Genomic DNA, 14,651 nt, shown 5'->3' with positions numbered 1-14,651 from the left:
CCGCCGGTCGCTCACGCACGGCTCCGCGCCGCCGCGTACCGGCGCTCGTTCAGGACACATCGCCGCTGCTACAGCAGGCGCGCACCATTCGTCACAGGCGTCACAACCTGGTCGACATCTCGTCCTGATAGTCCCGGATCGTCTTCTCGATGGCCTCGGCGTCCTCCGGATTACCGTGACGGCGAGCCTCGTCCGCGCGATCCCGCAACGTCCCGATCGCCTTGCGCAATTCGTTGTCGGTCATCCTGTGATCCATGTCACCAGTGTGCCCGGGTCGGCCGCCCTGGGCCAGCGGGTTGGAGAGCGAACCGCGGGGTCTTGACGGCGACTCGCAACGCGACCACTGTTGATGGCGGTCACGCCGCATCAACCGCGGCACGCAGTGCCGCGGTCAACTCACATCGAGGTGAGGAAGCCGTGAAGAGCGCTCTGAACGCCGAACCAGGCATCAACGCATCAGAGAGCACCATTCCCGAGGTCGTCGCGGCGCTCCGCGCGACGTACGCCACCGGCCGCACCAGACCCGCGACGTGGCGCATCGAGCAACTGCGCGGAATCGAGCGGTTGCTCGACGAGCGCGAGGGCGAGATCGCCCAGGCCCTCGCCGAGGACCTCGGGCGCAGCGCCGTCGAAGCATGGCTGATCGACATCAACAACCCAAAGGTCGAGGCGGCCTATGCGCGCAAGCGGGTACGAAGGTGGATGCGCCGCCGACCACAGCCGCTGCCGCTCAACCAACTGCCCGCGCTGGGGTGGGTGCAGTACGAGCCACTCGGCGTGGTGCTCGTCATCGCACCGTGGAACGGCCCGGTCGTCCTCGCCCTGAATCCGCTGATCGCGGCGCTGGCTGCGGGGAACTGCGCGGTGGTCAAACCATCCGAGCTCGCCCCGGCGACCTCGCACCTGCTGGCCCGACTGATCCCCCAGTACCTCGACGACGAGGCGGTAGCGGTGATCGAGGGCGACGGGCGCACGACGCAGGAACTCCTCGCCCAAGGGTTCGATCACGCGTTCTTCACCGGCGGCACCGAAATCGGCAAGAAGGTGATGGCCGGGGCCGCCGCGCACCTGACCCCGGTGACACTCGAACTCGGCGGCAAGAGCCCGGCAATCGTCACGAGGGACGCGGATCTCACCGTCACCGCTCGACGCATCGCCTGGACGAAGCTGCTCAATTCCGGCCAGATCTGCATGGCACCGGACTATGTGCTGGTCGAGCGCGCCGTCCGGGACGAGCTGGTCGAGCGGATCGCCACAACCGTCACCGAACTCCGGGCGCAGGAGCCGTCGCGGGGCGTGCGAATAGTCAACGAGCGCCAGTTCGACCGGCTGGCCGGGTATCTCGCGACCACCGGAGCCACCGTTGCGCTCGGCGGAAGCTCCGATCGGACAGCACTGACGATCGAACCCACCGTGCTGGTGGAACCGAGCCACGACGAACCGGTGATGACCGAGGAGATCTTCGGGCCCATCCTGCCGGTGCTGGCCGTCGATTCACTGAACGAGGCCATCGCCTTCGTCAACTCCCGACCCAAACCCCTTGCCGCGTACATCTTCACGGGGTCGCGCTCCGACAGTCGCCGAATGCTGTCCGAGGTGAGCTCCGGCGGCGCGGTGGTCAACCATCTGATGTTTCAGTACGCGCCGCCTCAGCTCCCGTTCGGTGGGGTCGGCGCCAGCGGGATGGGCTCCTACAAAGGCCGGTGGGGGTTCGAGGCGCTCAGTCACCGAAAGTCCGTGCTGGTCAAGCCTTTCAAACCGGATCCTCGCTACTTCTACCCGCCCTACACGGACCGGGCAATCAAGGTCATGCGCAGGTTGCTCTAGTACCTCATTCGTCTCACCTCAAGGAGTTCACCGATGAACACGAGCATCGCGTCACCGCGGACCCTGTGCGAGGCCTTTCAGGCCACGGCCGCGCGCTACCCGGATTCCGTCGCGCTCCGGACGCCCGGCGACGGCATCGTGATCACCTGGCGCCTCTACGCCGAGCGGGTGAGCCGGATCGCCGCGGGACTGGCGAAGCTCGGGGTCCGCCGCGGCGACACCGTCGGCATCATGTTGACGAACCGGCCCGAGTTCCACCTGGTCGACACCGGCGCGCTGCACGCGGGCGCGACCCCGTTCTCGGTGTACAACTCGCTTGCCGTCGAGCAGCTGAATTATGTGCTGGGCAATGCCGGCAACAAGGTCATGGTCTGTGAGGAGCAGTTCCTGCCGGTGATCGAGAAGGCCCGCGCCGGCACCGCGGTCGAGCACGTGGTCTGCGTCGACGCCGCCCCCGAGGGCACGATGAGCCTGCAGGACCTCGAATCGAGTGGCGATCCGGACTTCGACTTCGAGTCGTCCTGGCAGTCAGTCGAGCCCGGCGACGTGCTCACCATCATCTACACCTCCGGCACCACCGGGCCGCCGAAGGGCGTGGAGCTCACCCACGAGAACATCCTCGCCGAGACCGAGGCGATTCGCCGTATCCTGCCCTGCGGCCCCGACGACCGGATCGTCTCCTACCTGCCGGACGCTCATATCGCCAACAGATGGGGCGCTCATTATCACGGCATGGGCACCGGCATACAGATCACCACGCTCGCGGACATGAAGCAGGCGATCGTCGTGCTGCCCGAGGTGCGTCCGACGATCTTCGCCGCCGTGCCCCAGGTCTGGTACAAGCTCAAGGCGGCGATCGAGTTGGCACTCGCGGAGGAGCCGAGCCCGGTCAAGAAGCGGCTCGCCAATTGGGCGATCGGGGTCGGCCGCCGCAGGGCCCGACTGCAATCCGACGGCACCCCGGTGCCGCGCGCGCTGCAGGCACAGCACGCGCTCGCCGACCGGTTGGTGCTCGGCGCCATCCGCAAAAAGCTCGGGCTGGACGAGGTGCGCGCCGCCGTGTCCGGGGCGGCGGCCATTTCGCCGGAGGTCCTCGAGTTCGTGCTCGGACTCGGCATCCCATGCTGCGAGGGCTGGGGCATGTCGGAGTTGTCGTGCCTGGCCACCATCAACAGGCCCGATGCGATCCGAATCGGCACGGTCGGCCAGGTCGTCACGGGAGCGACCTTGAAGCTCGCCGAGGACGGCGAGCTGCTCGTTGCCGGGCCACTCGTGATGAAGGGCTATCGGGGCGACCCGGAGAAGACGGCCGAGACCATCGGCGCCGACGGCTGGCTACACACCGGCGACATCGCGACCATCGACGAGGACGGCTACGTCCGCATCGTGGACCGGAAGAAAGAACTGATCGTCAACGCCGCGGGCAAGAACATGTCGCCGTCGAACATCGAGGGCGCCATCCGCGCGGCCAGCCCGCTGATCGGCGGCGCGGTGGTGATCGGCAACGACCGCCCCTACGTCGTCGCCCTGCTGACGCTGGACCCCGACGCGGCGGCCGCCTTCGCCACCCGCAACGGAATCCACAACGGATCGCCGGGCGACCTGGCGTCGAACCCCGTCGTGAGAGCGGAGGTCGACCGGGCCATCGCCGCGGCCAACGAAAAGCTCTCCCGCGTCGAGCAGGTCAAGAAGTTCACCCTGCTGTCGGCCATCTGGGAACCGGGCGGCGACGAGTTCACCCCGACGATGAAGCTGCGGCGCAAGCCCATCGACTCCAAATACGCCCGCGAGATCGAGGAGCTGTACGCGGGCTGACCCGACAGAAACGGGTGGGGCCCCCGACGACTGATCGTCAGGGGCCACACCCGTGTGTTCAGGTCGCTCCGCCGGGTACGTCCCGGCGGAACTCACTCAGGATCCGAAGATCGATCCGAGGCTGCCGGCACCACCGGGGGTGCCGCCGCCGCTCCCCGCGACCACCACGGACTCCTGGTCGGCGGACGCGTTCACGGTGCCGGCACCGGAGAACTCGGCGGTGATGACGCGCTGGCCTTCGTTCGCGGGCGTCCACGAGAGGCTGGCCTGACCGCCCGCGTTCACGGGAGCGGTGCCGATGACGATGTCACCGTCCTTGAAGGTGACGGTGCCACCCGCGTCACCCGGGGTGACCTGGGCCGAGAGCGTCTGCGCCGCACCGACCTTGGGGGCGCCACCCAGGTTCAGCACCGTGGTCGAGTTGGTGTTGCCCGCGGGGGCCTCCGCCACGCTCACCGTCGCGTTGGCCGTCGAGCCGGTGACGCCGGAGCGCCCGGAGAAGGTCGCGGAGATCGCGTGGCTGCCCGCGGTGGACGGCACCCAGGTGTAGGCGGCCACGCCGTTGGCATCGACCGGCACGTCGGCCAGCGTCGCCGCCCCGTCCTTGAACGCGACGCTGCCGCCGGCGCCCGCAGGCGACACGGTCGCCTTCAGCAGGGTGGAACGTCCGACCTCCGCGCCGGAGATCGGCGCGAGCACGGTCGAGGACACGGCGTCGGCCTGCGCGACCTGCACGGTCCGGACCGGCGACTGCGAGCCCTCGGCCCGCGGGGTCGCCAGGAACTTCGCGGACAGGCCGTGCGCGCCGCGGGTGGTGGGCGTCCAGTTGAACGTCGCCTCGCCGGCGGCGTTCAGCGGGGCCTCACCGATCTTCGCCCCGCCGTCGAAGAACTCGACGGGATTGCCCTCGGCGCCACCGGTCACGGTCGCCTTCAGCGGAACCGACTGCCCGACCTGCACGTCGGACGGCGCGGCCAGGGCGGTGGTGGAGGTGTTGATGCGCACCGAGACCGCCGGGCCCTTGTTCTGATAGGTGCCGGAACCGAGCGAGCCCCCGTAGTGCACCGTCGTCATCAGCGGGACGTTGCGATCGCAGTTCGGCCCGACCTTGTACGAGAACTCGAAGACCCGCTCGTTCGGTGAGATGTGCGGGTACAGCGGCCACTCGATGCTGCTGCCCTTGACCTTCGCGAAGTCCGCGCCCTGGCTGTCCAGGCCACGCGGCGAGCCGTCCACCTTCGCCGAGCCGTCCACATAGGTGAGGCACGTCGGATGGATGTCCTTGACCTCGTAGATGTACTCGACGACGCCGCCGGTGCGATCGAACTTGGTGGTCGAGGTGATGATGTCGCCCTCGGCGGGATTCGCATCACTGATCGTGCGAGTGATCCGCTCGTTTCCGTCGTCCCACGTCACGCTCGCCGGCGCCGCCCCCGCGACACCTGCGCCGACCGTGGCGGCGAAGCCGGCCGACAAGGCCAGCATGCTCGCACCGCCAACCACGCGACGAATGCTCTTGTCAGACATACGCTTCCCTCCATGCGGCCGACCCGGGACATCGGCAGACGTCCCGGCCGTCCAGGCTCTTGTATTGACCAGCGCGCCCCTCCGTCGCACGGCGATGACGTCCCGACCCGCTGAGGCGACATGAAGTAGATCACATACGGCGCGAGTGCAATGTCTCTTTTGTGAATGACATGGACAGTTGTCCGGCATCGCCTCGTCGCGCCGGTGTCTCAGCGGGGCAGGCGGCCGTTCACCGCCGGCCGGACGTGCGGGCACCCACCTCGCGATGCGATCGGCATCTCCTCGAACCCTCCCCCGGCCAGGCGGAGGTGAACGTGCGCCTCACCGGCCACCACGCCGACGGGGTCCAGGCCGAGCAACCGGGCGAGCACGTAGGTGGCGCTCAGGCTTGTGACGTCGCGGGTCACGCCCAGCGGGAGCAGGGACCGGGTCTCGGCGATGGCCTCCCACTCACCGGCCCGCAACACCAGCCGCAGTCCGGGCGTCACCCCTTGCGCGGCAAGGGATACCGCCACGTTGTCGCGGTCGTCCGATCCGACCGCAGCCAGCGCGGCGGCGCGATGGACGCCGAGTCGCACCAGCAACGCCCGGTCCCCGCCGTGCCCGAGCACCGCCGGAATCCCCAACTCCCGCACCATTCGAAGGTCGCGGGCATCGGAGTCGCGCTCGACGCCCACGACCGGAACCCCGAGCGAACGGAGCTCGCGGCACAGGCGGAGCCCGACCTGCCCCAGCCCGACCACGATCACATGGCCCGATCGCGGCAACGCCCGGCGGCCGATCAGTGCCGTGAGTCGCGGGCCGAGCAGTCGGTCCACGACACCGGCGGTGAACATCGCGGTGAAGACGATGGTCGCGAGCATGGCGATCGATGCCACCATCGCGTACACCGAGCTCCCGTGGGTGTCGGCCGCCGGGCCGACGGTGGTGACCACCCGCACCGCCTCGTGGAACGCCTCGACCCCACCGCTGCCCTCGCCGACCACCAGCCATGCCCAATCCCCCACCAGAACAGCCGCGATCCCCAGCATGCCCGCCAGCAGGATGCGCGTGCCGGTGTCGTGCGAGCGCAGGATCCCGGCGAGCTGCGCCGGCCACCGACGCCAGCCCCGGCCACGCGGGAGCGAGATCGGGACCTCGTCGAGAACCGGGCCGACGCTGCGGATCCCCCGCGGCTGCGCGCCCTCCCAGGTCACCGCGAGCAGTCCCGGCTCCAGGCAGGGACCCACGAGCGAGGAGACCGCCAGGTCGGCGGGGGAGGTGACGTCGCACAGCGGCAGGAAGCGAGCCAACTGGTCCCCGATCGTCCGGTCGAAGATGGTGACCACCATCGGCGCCGACGGGTGGATGTTGGCGGCCGCCAACGCATACCGGAGTGCGACGACATCGTCCTGGAGCAGGATCGCGATCCCGAGCACCGGCGCGGACTCGAGCGTTGCACGCAGTAGTTCGTCGTCCGGCCTGTCGATATGGCGCACCTCGTGTCCCCGCTGCGCCAGCGAGGAGCACACGCGCCTCGCGACCGTCGTGTCACCGATGACGACAAAGGAAGGTTCGGTCATCGTCACTGTCCTCTCAGCTCGCGGAGGAGGGACCTGCGAACTTCAGGGGACCACGGAACTCGGGCGCCCGCACACCGGGACGGCCCCTCGGTGACCGATCAGCTACCGCCGTCGCACTGTGAGCCGGCGTACACCGCCGGGAACGCGAAAGGCGCCCCTCCCGAAGGAGAAGCGCCTTTCGACTGGTGGAGCTGAGGGGAATCGAACCCCTGACCTCTTCGATGCGAACGACAATCGGGATGAAGTCCCAGCACAGCCCAGCGAGTCGAGAAGCCTGAGTCTCTCGATCACGCTGGGCTTTCGTGCGTTGGCAAGAGCTGACTGAGTTGGCAGTCAGTGGCAGTGCTGCGGACCCACTGCGGACCCGACGTTCCGATTCGCTCACGCGTGCGCATCATTTGTACCAATCGTCGTAGCAGCCTGGACCAAACGATGACGCATCCCTACTTCCCCCTGTTTTCCCTCAGCGCGTTAGTGCGTTGCCAGTGCGTTGCCAGTGCGTCAACGCGGTCCTGAATCCAGTGCGTTAGTGCGTCAGTGCGTATATAGAAGAACGCACTGACGCACTCACTGGATGGGGTTGTCACTCGGTCAGTGGGTTGCGGGCAGGTCGCGCCTCCGTCGAGACGTGTCGGTGCTTGGCACTAACTTGCCTGGCATGGATCTCGGTTGGTTCGGAGACGCTTGGGGCTGGTTCAACACCGCAAGGGTCGCCTCGCTAGGCGCGGTGGTGGCGGCGACGGTCGCGGTGTTGGCATTGCAGCGGAGCATGCGCGACAGTCGTTCGCGTGCCCGGCCAATGGTCGCCGCCGAGTTGGTGCCCGATCGCTATGCAGATGGTGTCGCGCACCTCGTTGTCCGCAACTTCGGTCCGTCGCTCGCCAAGAACGTTCGGGTGGCCTTCGACCCGCCTCTCCATCAGGTGGACGCGGAGGACGCGAGCCTGCGGTACATCGAGCGTCGTTACTCGAGCCTTGTCGCAACGCTTGTGCCCGGTGCTGAACTACGCAACGTCTACTGGGATGCCGACCGTACGATGCCCCCGCCTGTGACGGTCACTCTCGAGTGCGAGTCTGCCGACGGGCGGTGGTACCGCCGCCCGGATCGATACAGGGACGAGTTTGTGCTTGACGCCGAGGTTATCCGTCATGGCACATATGTCACTTCACCTGCTGATCCAAAAGAGTCCCTGAAGGCCATCGCTAAAGCGATGAAGTCGATCGCTCGGACCAATTGAGCTCCGGCGAATCTGCCTGTCGATCACTTCGCCCACCGATCCTTCTGCGGTCGCGGGCCTGCGCATGGTGGGGTGCGGATCGTGACTCCGCACTCGCGGCAGAAGTGGGTCCGGTGCCCACCTCGGCGAGCATCGTCGCACCCGCACTGTTCCCATCCGACGAGGCAGCGTTTCGCGCCGAGTCGGTGGCCGTTCGGGCAGTGCGTGGGCGCGGGTTCGATGTGCGCGGCCATGCCCTCAGCCTAGGGCGGTTCGCACGCACGTTCGATAGAAGCTAGGGTGGAAATCGCGGGGCCGACGAGGGAAGCGTCGGCCCCGCGATTGGCAGCTGACTAAGAGCAGTGTGAGGAGGCTTTGGCCTGATGGCCTGGACGATCAAGCTCAAGCAGGGGCAGCTCGCGAAGTACCGGCAGCTATCCGGCATGGACACACAGCAGAAACTCGCCGACGCAATGGGCATGGAGCGCTCCACGTTGTCCCGAACGCTCAACGGCTTCATCGACCCGGGCGTGAGGTTCATCGCCGGGCTCCTGACTGCGTTCCCGATGTTGTCGTTCGAGGATCTATTTGAGGTTGTGGTTGATCCAGGCACCGCGGCGACGTCTGGCGGTTAGCCGACGTCGTGAAAAGGACGCCCGCCCCCGCGTTCTGACGGCCGGTCATTTAACGGCTTGCAGGGGATGGCGTCCTATTCAGTGTCATTCTAGTGCGTGACGATCTCGAAGAGGTCGTTGAAGTCGACTCCGGCGAACGCGAAGGTGGCGAGCAGTCCGGCGATGAACTTTCCGCCGGGAGGGTTGCGGCCTTCGAGGGTGCGGTAGACGGACGCCTCGCTGATGCCGACGGCTTCTGCGAGGTCCTTCTGACGGGTCATGCCGGCGAGGGTCATGTACTTGGTGAGCTGTTGGCGGCGAAGGACGATCCGTGCTGGCATAGATGAACTCCTCAGAAGTCGGCAGCAGGCCCACCCTGCGGCTCAGAGGCATCATCAGCCAGCTTCCAAAACTTGGCTGAACGACAGATTCTGGCCTTGACGCAACTCCGCGAGGGCGTCCGATTCATCTGATAAGCATTCATCCATGAAGCGGACGATGATCGTGGCCCTCAGCGCGGGGGCCTTGCTGCTGGCCGGCTGCACCTCGAGCGCGGAGAAACTAAGCGAGGAGGGGGCTGTTGGTAGTCCTGGTGATGCTGTTATCTCCACGCCAGGTCCCACTGGAACGCCCACGATCGATCCCGCGAGCGAGGCTGGGCTGCGACAGACCCTGGCCGATCAGTATGTGTTCATCCAGAGGCGCGATTGGTCAGGTGTTTACGATTTCGGTTCGCCACGGTGCCAGCTCGCGACACCAAGGGAAGACTACGTAGCCCTGGTCGACGAGGGCTACAAGGGCCGCGACTTCTCAGGCCCGGAGCAGTACCTGATCACCATGAACGGCACCGTGGCGACTGTCGTCATCAAGTCGTACGACGGGAAGGGGAAGATGCAGCCTGCGACGTGGACCTTCATGAACGGCTCCTGGGTCCAGGACAACTGCTAGTCCAGAACGAAACCGTTGCCGTCCAGTTTCTGCGAGTTGCCCGCCTCGACAAGGGTATGCAACGTCGCACCCCGTGGGCCGGGGCACGTCGCAACATGGCCGCCTGACGCGGCGCCCTTGAGTGCTGCGCGAGCGACCTTCTGCGGATGCCCTTGCTTGGTCACCGCGGCGATGATGTCTCGACCGCTCGAGTACGGATTCCGGCCAACAAATTCAAGGATGTCAGGAAGGGCGGCAGCTTCGGCGACGGTGTCGACAGCTTCCTTCCGGCTCCCGGTGGCATAAGTGAGGTTTCGGTTGCGGACGTCGTAGGTGAGCTGCCCTTCCGCGACATCGACATCGCGACCGAATGCCGAGAAATAGCGGGCGGAGTTGGGCTCGTCATTCTGACGGACAAGGCGCCAGAGCGCGTCTGGCCAGTCCTGGAGGCGCGAGTCCCCGCGTGCCCGCTCGCCGCTGTGGCCCATGTGGTGGATGACGGCTGCCTCGTCGATTCCAGCCTCGGCGAGCAGGGAGTCGAACGCGACGAGAAACCGGCCGGCATCGCGGTTCTCGTCAAGCCCAATCGCGTCGAGGACCGGACGAAGTACGTCGAGAACGAGGAAGTTTGTCCCGGCCAAGACTTCGGCCCACCGTGCTCGGACATCGGAGTCGAGGATGTTGAAGCTGCCGACTCTGCCGCGCATGGACAGCACCTTGACTGCCTGCACGTTCTCAATGCCCTGGTCTCGGAGCCAGCCTCTGAGCGTTCGTTGGTCGAGCTCGTTGTCGAGGAGGGTGACTTGCCCGACCGGTTCCGTTGCGAACTTGCCGAGGAACGGGTCCCCGTCAACGAGCGACCGGATGAGATTCCCAACAAGCGTTGTCTTTCCGGCCTTGAACTGCGCAGAGAGCATGATGCGGCCTCCGACAGGGAAGAGCTCGTCGACTCGGTACTTGGTGTCTTCATCGGGGATGGCAAGGAAGTCAGTCAGGGACACTGGCGGCGTGATGGCTGCGAGAGTCGACGCGTTCTTGAGCGCCTGCAGGCGGCTCCGAGCCTCCTCTCGCACGAGGAGTTTGGAGAGTTCGCCTTTGACCTGGATTTCATGCAGGTCGCGGCGGTCGAGCATGACCACGTCCGCGATGTGCGGCACGTCGCTGTAGGGGTCTGCGCTTCCCGTCCAATGTCCCTGCTCTGCGATAGAGTCCGCTGCAGAGTCAGCGGCTTGGCGGCGGTTGGCCTCATCGAAAGGCTCCTCGTTGGTCCCGAGGGGCCTTTCTCCTTGTGCGGGGTTGCTCATGCGGCACCACCGTCACGGATGTCGGCGACCAGGAGGCTATCGACTTCGTTGAGGTCGACGAAGACCCGCCCGCCTCTGCGGTATCGGGTGAGAAGCCCCCGGGTGAAGTAGTTGTGAATCGTCCGGGTGGTGCAGTCGGCGCGGGTGGCGCCTTCGCGGACTGAGGCAGGTTTGACGGGTAGACCCGTTCGAGGGTTGAGAGGCACGGGAGTTCCTTAGAGGCTCTGCGAGGGGTGGGGGGTGAACGCTGGTCCCGTGCGGGTCTCAGGTCTCGTACCGTGCGGTTCTCGACACACCCATGATTCCATGATGAGCACTGTCTTTCAACATTATTCGGCCCTCTGCGCGTCGCGTTCGATGGCGTGGCCGTAGCCAGCGGCACGGAGCAGCTCAGCCATCCGGGCGAGCGGCATCACTGCCAGCCACTCCCCCGGATCGCCCAGCCCGCGGCGCTTGAGGACCAGCAGTGCATGGTCTGCTCGGGCCTCGTCCTTCTGCTCGTCGAGCTGTCGCAGCCACTCGGGCCAGGCATAGGCGGCGCGGTCTTTGACCTGCACGGTGAGCCCTGGGGCGGGGTGAAGGTCTCCGGCGTCGCGGGTGTATCCGGCGCGGGTGCGTTCACAGTGCGGAAAGCCGTTGGTGCGTAGGAAGTCCCGCACTGCACGTTCGGCGCGGTCCCCCTTGGTCTTGTTCGGGTTTGTCATCGTGGCTCCTAGACCTTGTTCGGCGAGGAGCCGAACAGATTGACGTCGGGGTGGGCCTGAGGCTGCTGGTGGATGCGCGTGCCTCCGGGGGTGGCCAGGACATCGCCGCGGCCGGTGACACCCCAATCCCGTGCGCGCTGCATCACAAAGACAGGCGAGACAGCCTGCATCAATGCCATGGCGAGGTCGTCGTGGCCGGCGGCCTCGGGTACTGAGATCTTGAACTGGCCGGCGCCGGACTGCTCGTACTCGAGCGAGTGCAGCTGTCGCAGCAGCGCGGGATGGTTCGGTAGCACAAGACGGCCCTGCTGCAGAAGCACTTTCAGGCGCCCGAATCCGCTCGCCTTTCGGCGGATATCCGTCACGACCTTCGCTACATAGGTGAGGCCGTGTTCGTGGCTCTGGCGGTACATTCGGTCCGCGAGAACTTGCGTGGGCATCGACCCGACGCCGTTGGACTCGCTGATGTACCGGAACACCTGAAAGTGCTGTGTGAGCGCGGCCAGCCGGTCGACGAAGGCGGCGTAGGGCATGCGGTGGTGCGCTTCGAGCCACGGGATGTAGAAGACGGCCTGTTCGTCGCCGACCCGGTCGCGGTTCAGGTCGACATCGCCCTGGGCAGCAAGGAACACGACTGCGTTGGCATCGTTGGAAAATCCCCAGTCGATGCCTCCCACTACGAGCTGTCGACCCTTGACCTGCGCGGGCTCGACGAGGGTGTAGTCGGCGACTGCGTTGTCGAGCTCGTCGGTGGTGAAGTAGGCGCCGGTCTCGTCGGTCCACTCAGCCAGGTATTCGCGATTGAAGTAGTGGGCGGGTTCGCGGGCCTGGATCTTGTCGAGGTCGTCCTGGCTGATGTGCGGGGACACCGAGGATGGCCAGTGGAAGCTCGCCACGTCGGCGTCTGGACGGTCCATGCCCTGCTTCCAGAGGCGGCGGAAGAAGTGCTCGAAGTTGCCCCACGGCGACGATGACAGGATGACGCGGGATCCGGGGCGGGCGATGATGGCGGGCTCTGCGGCGCGCCAGATCTCGTTGTCGACGAACCCAGCTTCGTCGACGATGAGGAGGTCGACGGACCAGCCGCGGATCTGCCTCTGGGAGGCGGGTACTGAGATGATCCGTGAGCCGTTGGAGAGCAGTAGCTGGGTCTTGTGGTCGTCGAGGACAGCACCCGCCAGCAGCGGCGAATTCAGGGCCAGCGAGGCGCACTCTTCAAGCAGTCGCAGTGATGCGGTCTCGCCAGCGGAGACGAGGAGGATGAGGGCGTTCGGTTGAGTGAAGGCTCGGTGGAGGGCGAGGATCGCGAGGCCGCGCGATTTGCCGACCTGCCTGCCGGCGCACACGACTCGGTAGCGGGCGGGCGATTCGGCGAGGGCCTGCTGGTGGCCCCAGAGGGGCTGCCCGACGAGACGTTGAGCGAAGACTGTGGGGCTGGCGAGGGCGGCGCGAAGATCGTCGGCGGTGGGGGTAGTCGTCACAGGGGTGAGTTCCCTTCTCCGGCTTGGGCTTGGATGGCGGCAAAGATCTTGGTGAGATCGAGCTGGCCCGCGGCGGTGTCCTTGCCGAGCCGGGCATTAGCGAGGGGGTTGAGGCCGAGCTTGTCGGCGACGTTGGTTGCCTGCTTGCGGACCTTGAGCAGGTATTCGGCGGCCGGCTGCACCTTCCCGGCCTTGTCGCCGGACTCGATGATGGTTCCGTGCTCGTCGATGTAGGCCTCGAGCACTTCAACCTGCGCGAGGAGGCGTGAGTACTCGAGGACCGTTTCTCGATAGAGGGGGTTCTGGAGCCGCTCGTGGTTCTGCATGAGGCCGTTGGCGATTTCGGCGGTCAGAGGGGCGATGACGCGCTCGGAACGGGCGCCGTGCTTGAGGGATTTGGTGTGGCCCGGCTTGAACGGCTCCCACGAGTAGCCGCGGGCGGGGCCTTGGCTGATGTGGGAGGCGATATCGGTGGTGTCGGGTTCGTTGGCCATGGTGGGTCCTTCCGGGGCGGCCCCAGTCGGCGAATGACTGGGGCCGCTATGGGGAGTCGCTACGCTGCGTCCTCACCAGCGTCAGGTTCGTCGCCGTCGGCGCCCTGACTCATGGCCATATGCAGACCGATCGCAGTGTCGAGCCCACCTCCGGTGCCGCTGTCGAGGTCGTCGATGTAGCGATCGAACGCGGGCAGGACTGAGTCGAGCGTGATCGCCGAGGCGATGGCTGCGGCGCCCTGAGCATCTGCGAGCTCGGCGAACCTGCCGGCTACGGCTCGCGCGACGCCCGAGGTGTCCACTTCCTTGTCTGCACTCACGAGCTTTCCGCCATTGCGGCCCGGGACCTTCTGGACCTCGACCTGCATGCCGGCCAGACCGCTGGCGTTCGGGCCGGGCAGGTTCGCCTGCATCCAGGCGGGAGCAAAGCGCTCGGCACCGAGGACCGCGTCGGCACCTGCATTGCGGAGGGCGGCCTTGAGGCTGCGTCCCTTTTCGAGCTGCGGGAGAACGACGTTGCGCCATGCCTGCTCAGTACGGACGAGATCCGTGGGGCTGTTCGGGTCGAACTGAGGGCGAGCCCTGTCGGCCTCCCGGCGCGTCGCGCTGGCGATCGACGCAACCTCCTCCTTGATTGCGGCGAACTTCGGGGCGTACTGCTTGGCGAGGGCCTGACGCCAGTGTGCGATGTACTCAGCACGCTCGGATGGCGTCATCATCGCGTCCGCGTTCGCCTTCGCAACGATCTCATTGAGCTTGGACTGGCGATCCTGCTTGAGCTCGCGGGCCTTCTTCTGCAGATCCTTGATGGTGTTCATGATGGCGGTCTCCCTTAGTTGTGCTGGTCGTAGATGGAGTTGGGGTTCTGGAGGTTCGGCCAGCCGAAGCCTTCAGGCGCTGCCGGCCATCCATCACCCTGGGGAACGAGCGGGGGAAGGGGCTGCGGGTTTGCTCCGTCCTGCGGCGGGATCGCGGCAGAGATCGAGCCGTCCTTGACCCGGAGGCGGAGGCGCCGTGCGCCGTAGGGTCGGCTGCCGTCGGGTGCGATGTAGAGGCCAGCCGGTGTGAGCTGCGAGCCGCCCCGCATGACGAAGTTGCCGGTCTCGGTGTCGTAGTGGCAGCCGAATGCGGGGTGGCCTTGCTGGGGGTTGCTTGTCATGGTGTTCTCCTGGGTGTTGTT

The 14,651-nt window shown here is 66.5% G+C and carries 15 protein-coding genes; 5 read left to right on the top strand and 10 right to left on the bottom strand.

The window, feature by feature from the left end:
* Nucleotides 1–100 precede the first annotated feature (100 nt).
* Nucleotides 101–244, bottom strand: coding sequence for a hypothetical protein (locus ACFQS9_RS12350; RefSeq protein ID WP_378404999.1), 144 nt, complete (start codon nt 242–244; stop codon nt 101–103).
* A 173-nt stretch (nt 245–417) separates the two neighbouring features.
* Here ACFQS9_RS12350 and ACFQS9_RS12345 point away from each other — a divergent pair, with 173 nt between their 5' ends.
* Nucleotides 418–1,827 (top strand): aldehyde dehydrogenase family protein, encoded by a 1,410-nt coding sequence (locus tag ACFQS9_RS12345; protein ID WP_378404997.1) that lies wholly within the window; start codon nt 418–420, stop codon nt 1,825–1,827.
* A gap of 33 nt (nt 1,828–1,860) precedes the next feature.
* Nucleotides 1,861–3,642 carry an AMP-dependent synthetase/ligase gene (locus tag ACFQS9_RS12340; RefSeq protein ID WP_378404995.1) on the top strand — a complete coding sequence of 594 codons (1,782 nt, stop codon included), beginning with the start codon at nt 1,861–1,863 and terminating at the stop codon, nt 3,640–3,642.
* Nucleotides 3,643–3,738: 96 nt separating this feature from the next.
* On the opposite strand, the gene ACFQS9_RS12335 is transcribed toward ACFQS9_RS12340, so the two are convergent.
* Both ACFQS9_RS12335 and ACFQS9_RS12330 read right to left on the bottom strand, forming a co-directional pair.
* Entirely contained in the window at nt 3,739–5,169 is a 1,431-nt protein-coding gene (locus ACFQS9_RS12335) for an Ig-like domain-containing protein (protein WP_378404992.1), read from the bottom strand.
* A 209-nt stretch (nt 5,170–5,378) separates the two neighbouring features.
* Nucleotides 5,379–6,731: a potassium channel family protein gene (locus ACFQS9_RS12330; protein ID WP_378404990.1), complete on the bottom strand. Its 1,353-nt coding sequence runs from the start codon at nt 6,729–6,731 to the stop codon at nt 5,379–5,381.
* Nucleotides 6,732–7,389: 658 nt separating this feature from the next.
* Here ACFQS9_RS12330 and ACFQS9_RS12325 point away from each other — a divergent pair.
* On the top strand, nt 7,390–7,968 hold the full coding sequence (locus ACFQS9_RS12325; RefSeq protein WP_378404989.1) for a hypothetical protein: 579 nt from the start codon (nt 7,390–7,392) through the stop codon (nt 7,966–7,968).
* 362 nt (nt 7,969–8,330) lie between these two features.
* Nucleotides 8,331–8,582, top strand: a complete 252-nt coding sequence (locus tag ACFQS9_RS12320) for a helix-turn-helix domain-containing protein (RefSeq protein ID WP_378404987.1) — start codon at nt 8,331–8,333, stop codon at nt 8,580–8,582.
* A gap of 89 nt (nt 8,583–8,671) precedes the next feature.
* Here the strand turns inward: ACFQS9_RS12320 and ACFQS9_RS12315 are convergent, their stop codons facing one another.
* Nucleotides 8,672–8,902, bottom strand: a complete 231-nt coding sequence (locus ACFQS9_RS12315) for a helix-turn-helix domain-containing protein (protein WP_378404985.1) — start codon at nt 8,900–8,902, stop codon at nt 8,672–8,674.
* Nucleotides 8,903–9,047: 145 nt separating this feature from the next.
* Here ACFQS9_RS12315 and ACFQS9_RS12310 point away from each other — a divergent pair, with 145 nt between their 5' ends.
* Complete coding sequence (locus ACFQS9_RS12310) at nt 9,048–9,509, top strand: hypothetical protein (RefSeq protein ID WP_378404983.1); 462 nt, start codon at nt 9,048–9,050, stop codon at nt 9,507–9,509.
* Here the strand turns inward: ACFQS9_RS12310 and ACFQS9_RS12305 are convergent.
* The 6 genes from ACFQS9_RS12305 to ACFQS9_RS12280 form a co-directional block, all read right to left on the bottom strand.
* Nucleotides 9,506–10,792 carry an AAA family ATPase gene (locus ACFQS9_RS12305; protein ID WP_378404981.1) on the bottom strand — a complete coding sequence of 429 codons (1,287 nt, stop codon included), beginning with the start codon at nt 10,790–10,792 and terminating at the stop codon, nt 9,506–9,508. The genes ACFQS9_RS12310 and ACFQS9_RS12305 overlap by 4 nt on opposite strands.
* 329 nt (nt 10,793–11,121) lie before the next feature.
* Nucleotides 11,122–11,496 carry a hypothetical protein gene (locus ACFQS9_RS12300; RefSeq protein WP_378404979.1) on the bottom strand — a complete coding sequence of 125 codons (375 nt, stop codon included), beginning with the start codon at nt 11,494–11,496 and terminating at the stop codon, nt 11,122–11,124.
* Between the two features lie 8 nt (nt 11,497–11,504).
* The gene (locus tag ACFQS9_RS12295; protein WP_378404978.1) at nt 11,505–12,842 is read right to left on the bottom strand and encodes a terminase large subunit domain-containing protein; all 1,338 of its coding nucleotides are present in this window, start codon (nt 12,840–12,842) and stop codon (nt 11,505–11,507) included.
* Between the two features lie 131 nt (nt 12,843–12,973).
* Entirely contained in the window at nt 12,974–13,471 is a 498-nt protein-coding gene (locus ACFQS9_RS12290) for a P27 family phage terminase small subunit (RefSeq protein WP_378404976.1), read from the bottom strand.
* 59 nt (nt 13,472–13,530) lie between these two features.
* Nucleotides 13,531–14,289 carry a hypothetical protein gene (locus ACFQS9_RS12285; RefSeq protein ID WP_378404974.1) on the bottom strand — a complete coding sequence of 253 codons (759 nt, stop codon included), beginning with the start codon at nt 14,287–14,289 and terminating at the stop codon, nt 13,531–13,533.
* A 14-nt stretch (nt 14,290–14,303) separates the two neighbouring features.
* A complete protein-coding gene (locus ACFQS9_RS12280) occupies nt 14,304–14,630 on the bottom strand; it encodes a hypothetical protein (protein WP_378404973.1) in 327 nt (108 codons plus the stop codon).
* Between the last annotated feature and the right edge of the window lie 21 nt (nt 14,631–14,651).

This window comes from Rhodococcus daqingensis, from assembly GCF_042665615.1.
Classification (GTDB): domain Bacteria; phylum Actinomycetota; class Actinomycetes; order Mycobacteriales; family Mycobacteriaceae; genus Rhodococcus_G; species Rhodococcus_G daqingensis.
The sequence above is the reverse complement of the archived record's forward strand: the minus strand, read 5'-3'. Positions and strand labels throughout refer to the sequence as shown.

Coding starts and splice junctions, on each gene's coding strand:
- ACFQS9_RS12350 (WP_378404999.1), bottom strand. CDS start 244: ATGACCGACAACGAATTGCGCAAGGCGATCGGGACGTTGCGGGATCGC.
- ACFQS9_RS12340 (WP_378404995.1), top strand. CDS start 1,861: ATGAACACGAGCATCGCGTCACCGCGGACCCTGTGCGAGGCCTTTCAG.
- ACFQS9_RS12335 (WP_378404992.1), bottom strand. CDS start 5,169: ATGTCTGACAAGAGCATTCGTCGCGTGGTTGGCGGTGCGAGCATGCTG.
- ACFQS9_RS12330 (WP_378404990.1), bottom strand. CDS start 6,731: ATGACCGAACCTTCCTTTGTCGTCATCGGTGACACGACGGTCGCGAGG.
- ACFQS9_RS12325 (WP_378404989.1), top strand. CDS start 7,390: ATGGATCTCGGTTGGTTCGGAGACGCTTGGGGCTGGTTCAACACCGCA.
- ACFQS9_RS12320 (WP_378404987.1), top strand. CDS start 8,331: ATGGCCTGGACGATCAAGCTCAAGCAGGGGCAGCTCGCGAAGTACCGG.
- ACFQS9_RS12315 (WP_378404985.1), bottom strand. CDS start 8,902: ATGCCAGCACGGATCGTCCTTCGCCGCCAACAGCTCACCAAGTACATG.
- ACFQS9_RS12310 (WP_378404983.1), top strand. CDS start 9,048: ATGAAGCGGACGATGATCGTGGCCCTCAGCGCGGGGGCCTTGCTGCTG.
- ACFQS9_RS12305 (WP_378404981.1), bottom strand. CDS start 10,792: ATGAGCAACCCCGCACAAGGAGAAAGGCCCCTCGGGACCAACGAGGAG.
- ACFQS9_RS12300 (WP_378404979.1), bottom strand. CDS start 11,496: ATGACAAACCCGAACAAGACCAAGGGGGACCGCGCCGAACGTGCAGTG.
- ACFQS9_RS12290 (WP_378404976.1), bottom strand. CDS start 13,471: ATGGCCAACGAACCCGACACCACCGATATCGCCTCCCACATCAGCCAA.
- ACFQS9_RS12285 (WP_378404974.1), bottom strand. CDS start 14,289: ATGAACACCATCAAGGATCTGCAGAAGAAGGCCCGCGAGCTCAAGCAG.
- ACFQS9_RS12280 (WP_378404973.1), bottom strand. CDS start 14,630: ATGACAAGCAACCCCCAGCAAGGCCACCCCGCATTCGGCTGCCACTAC.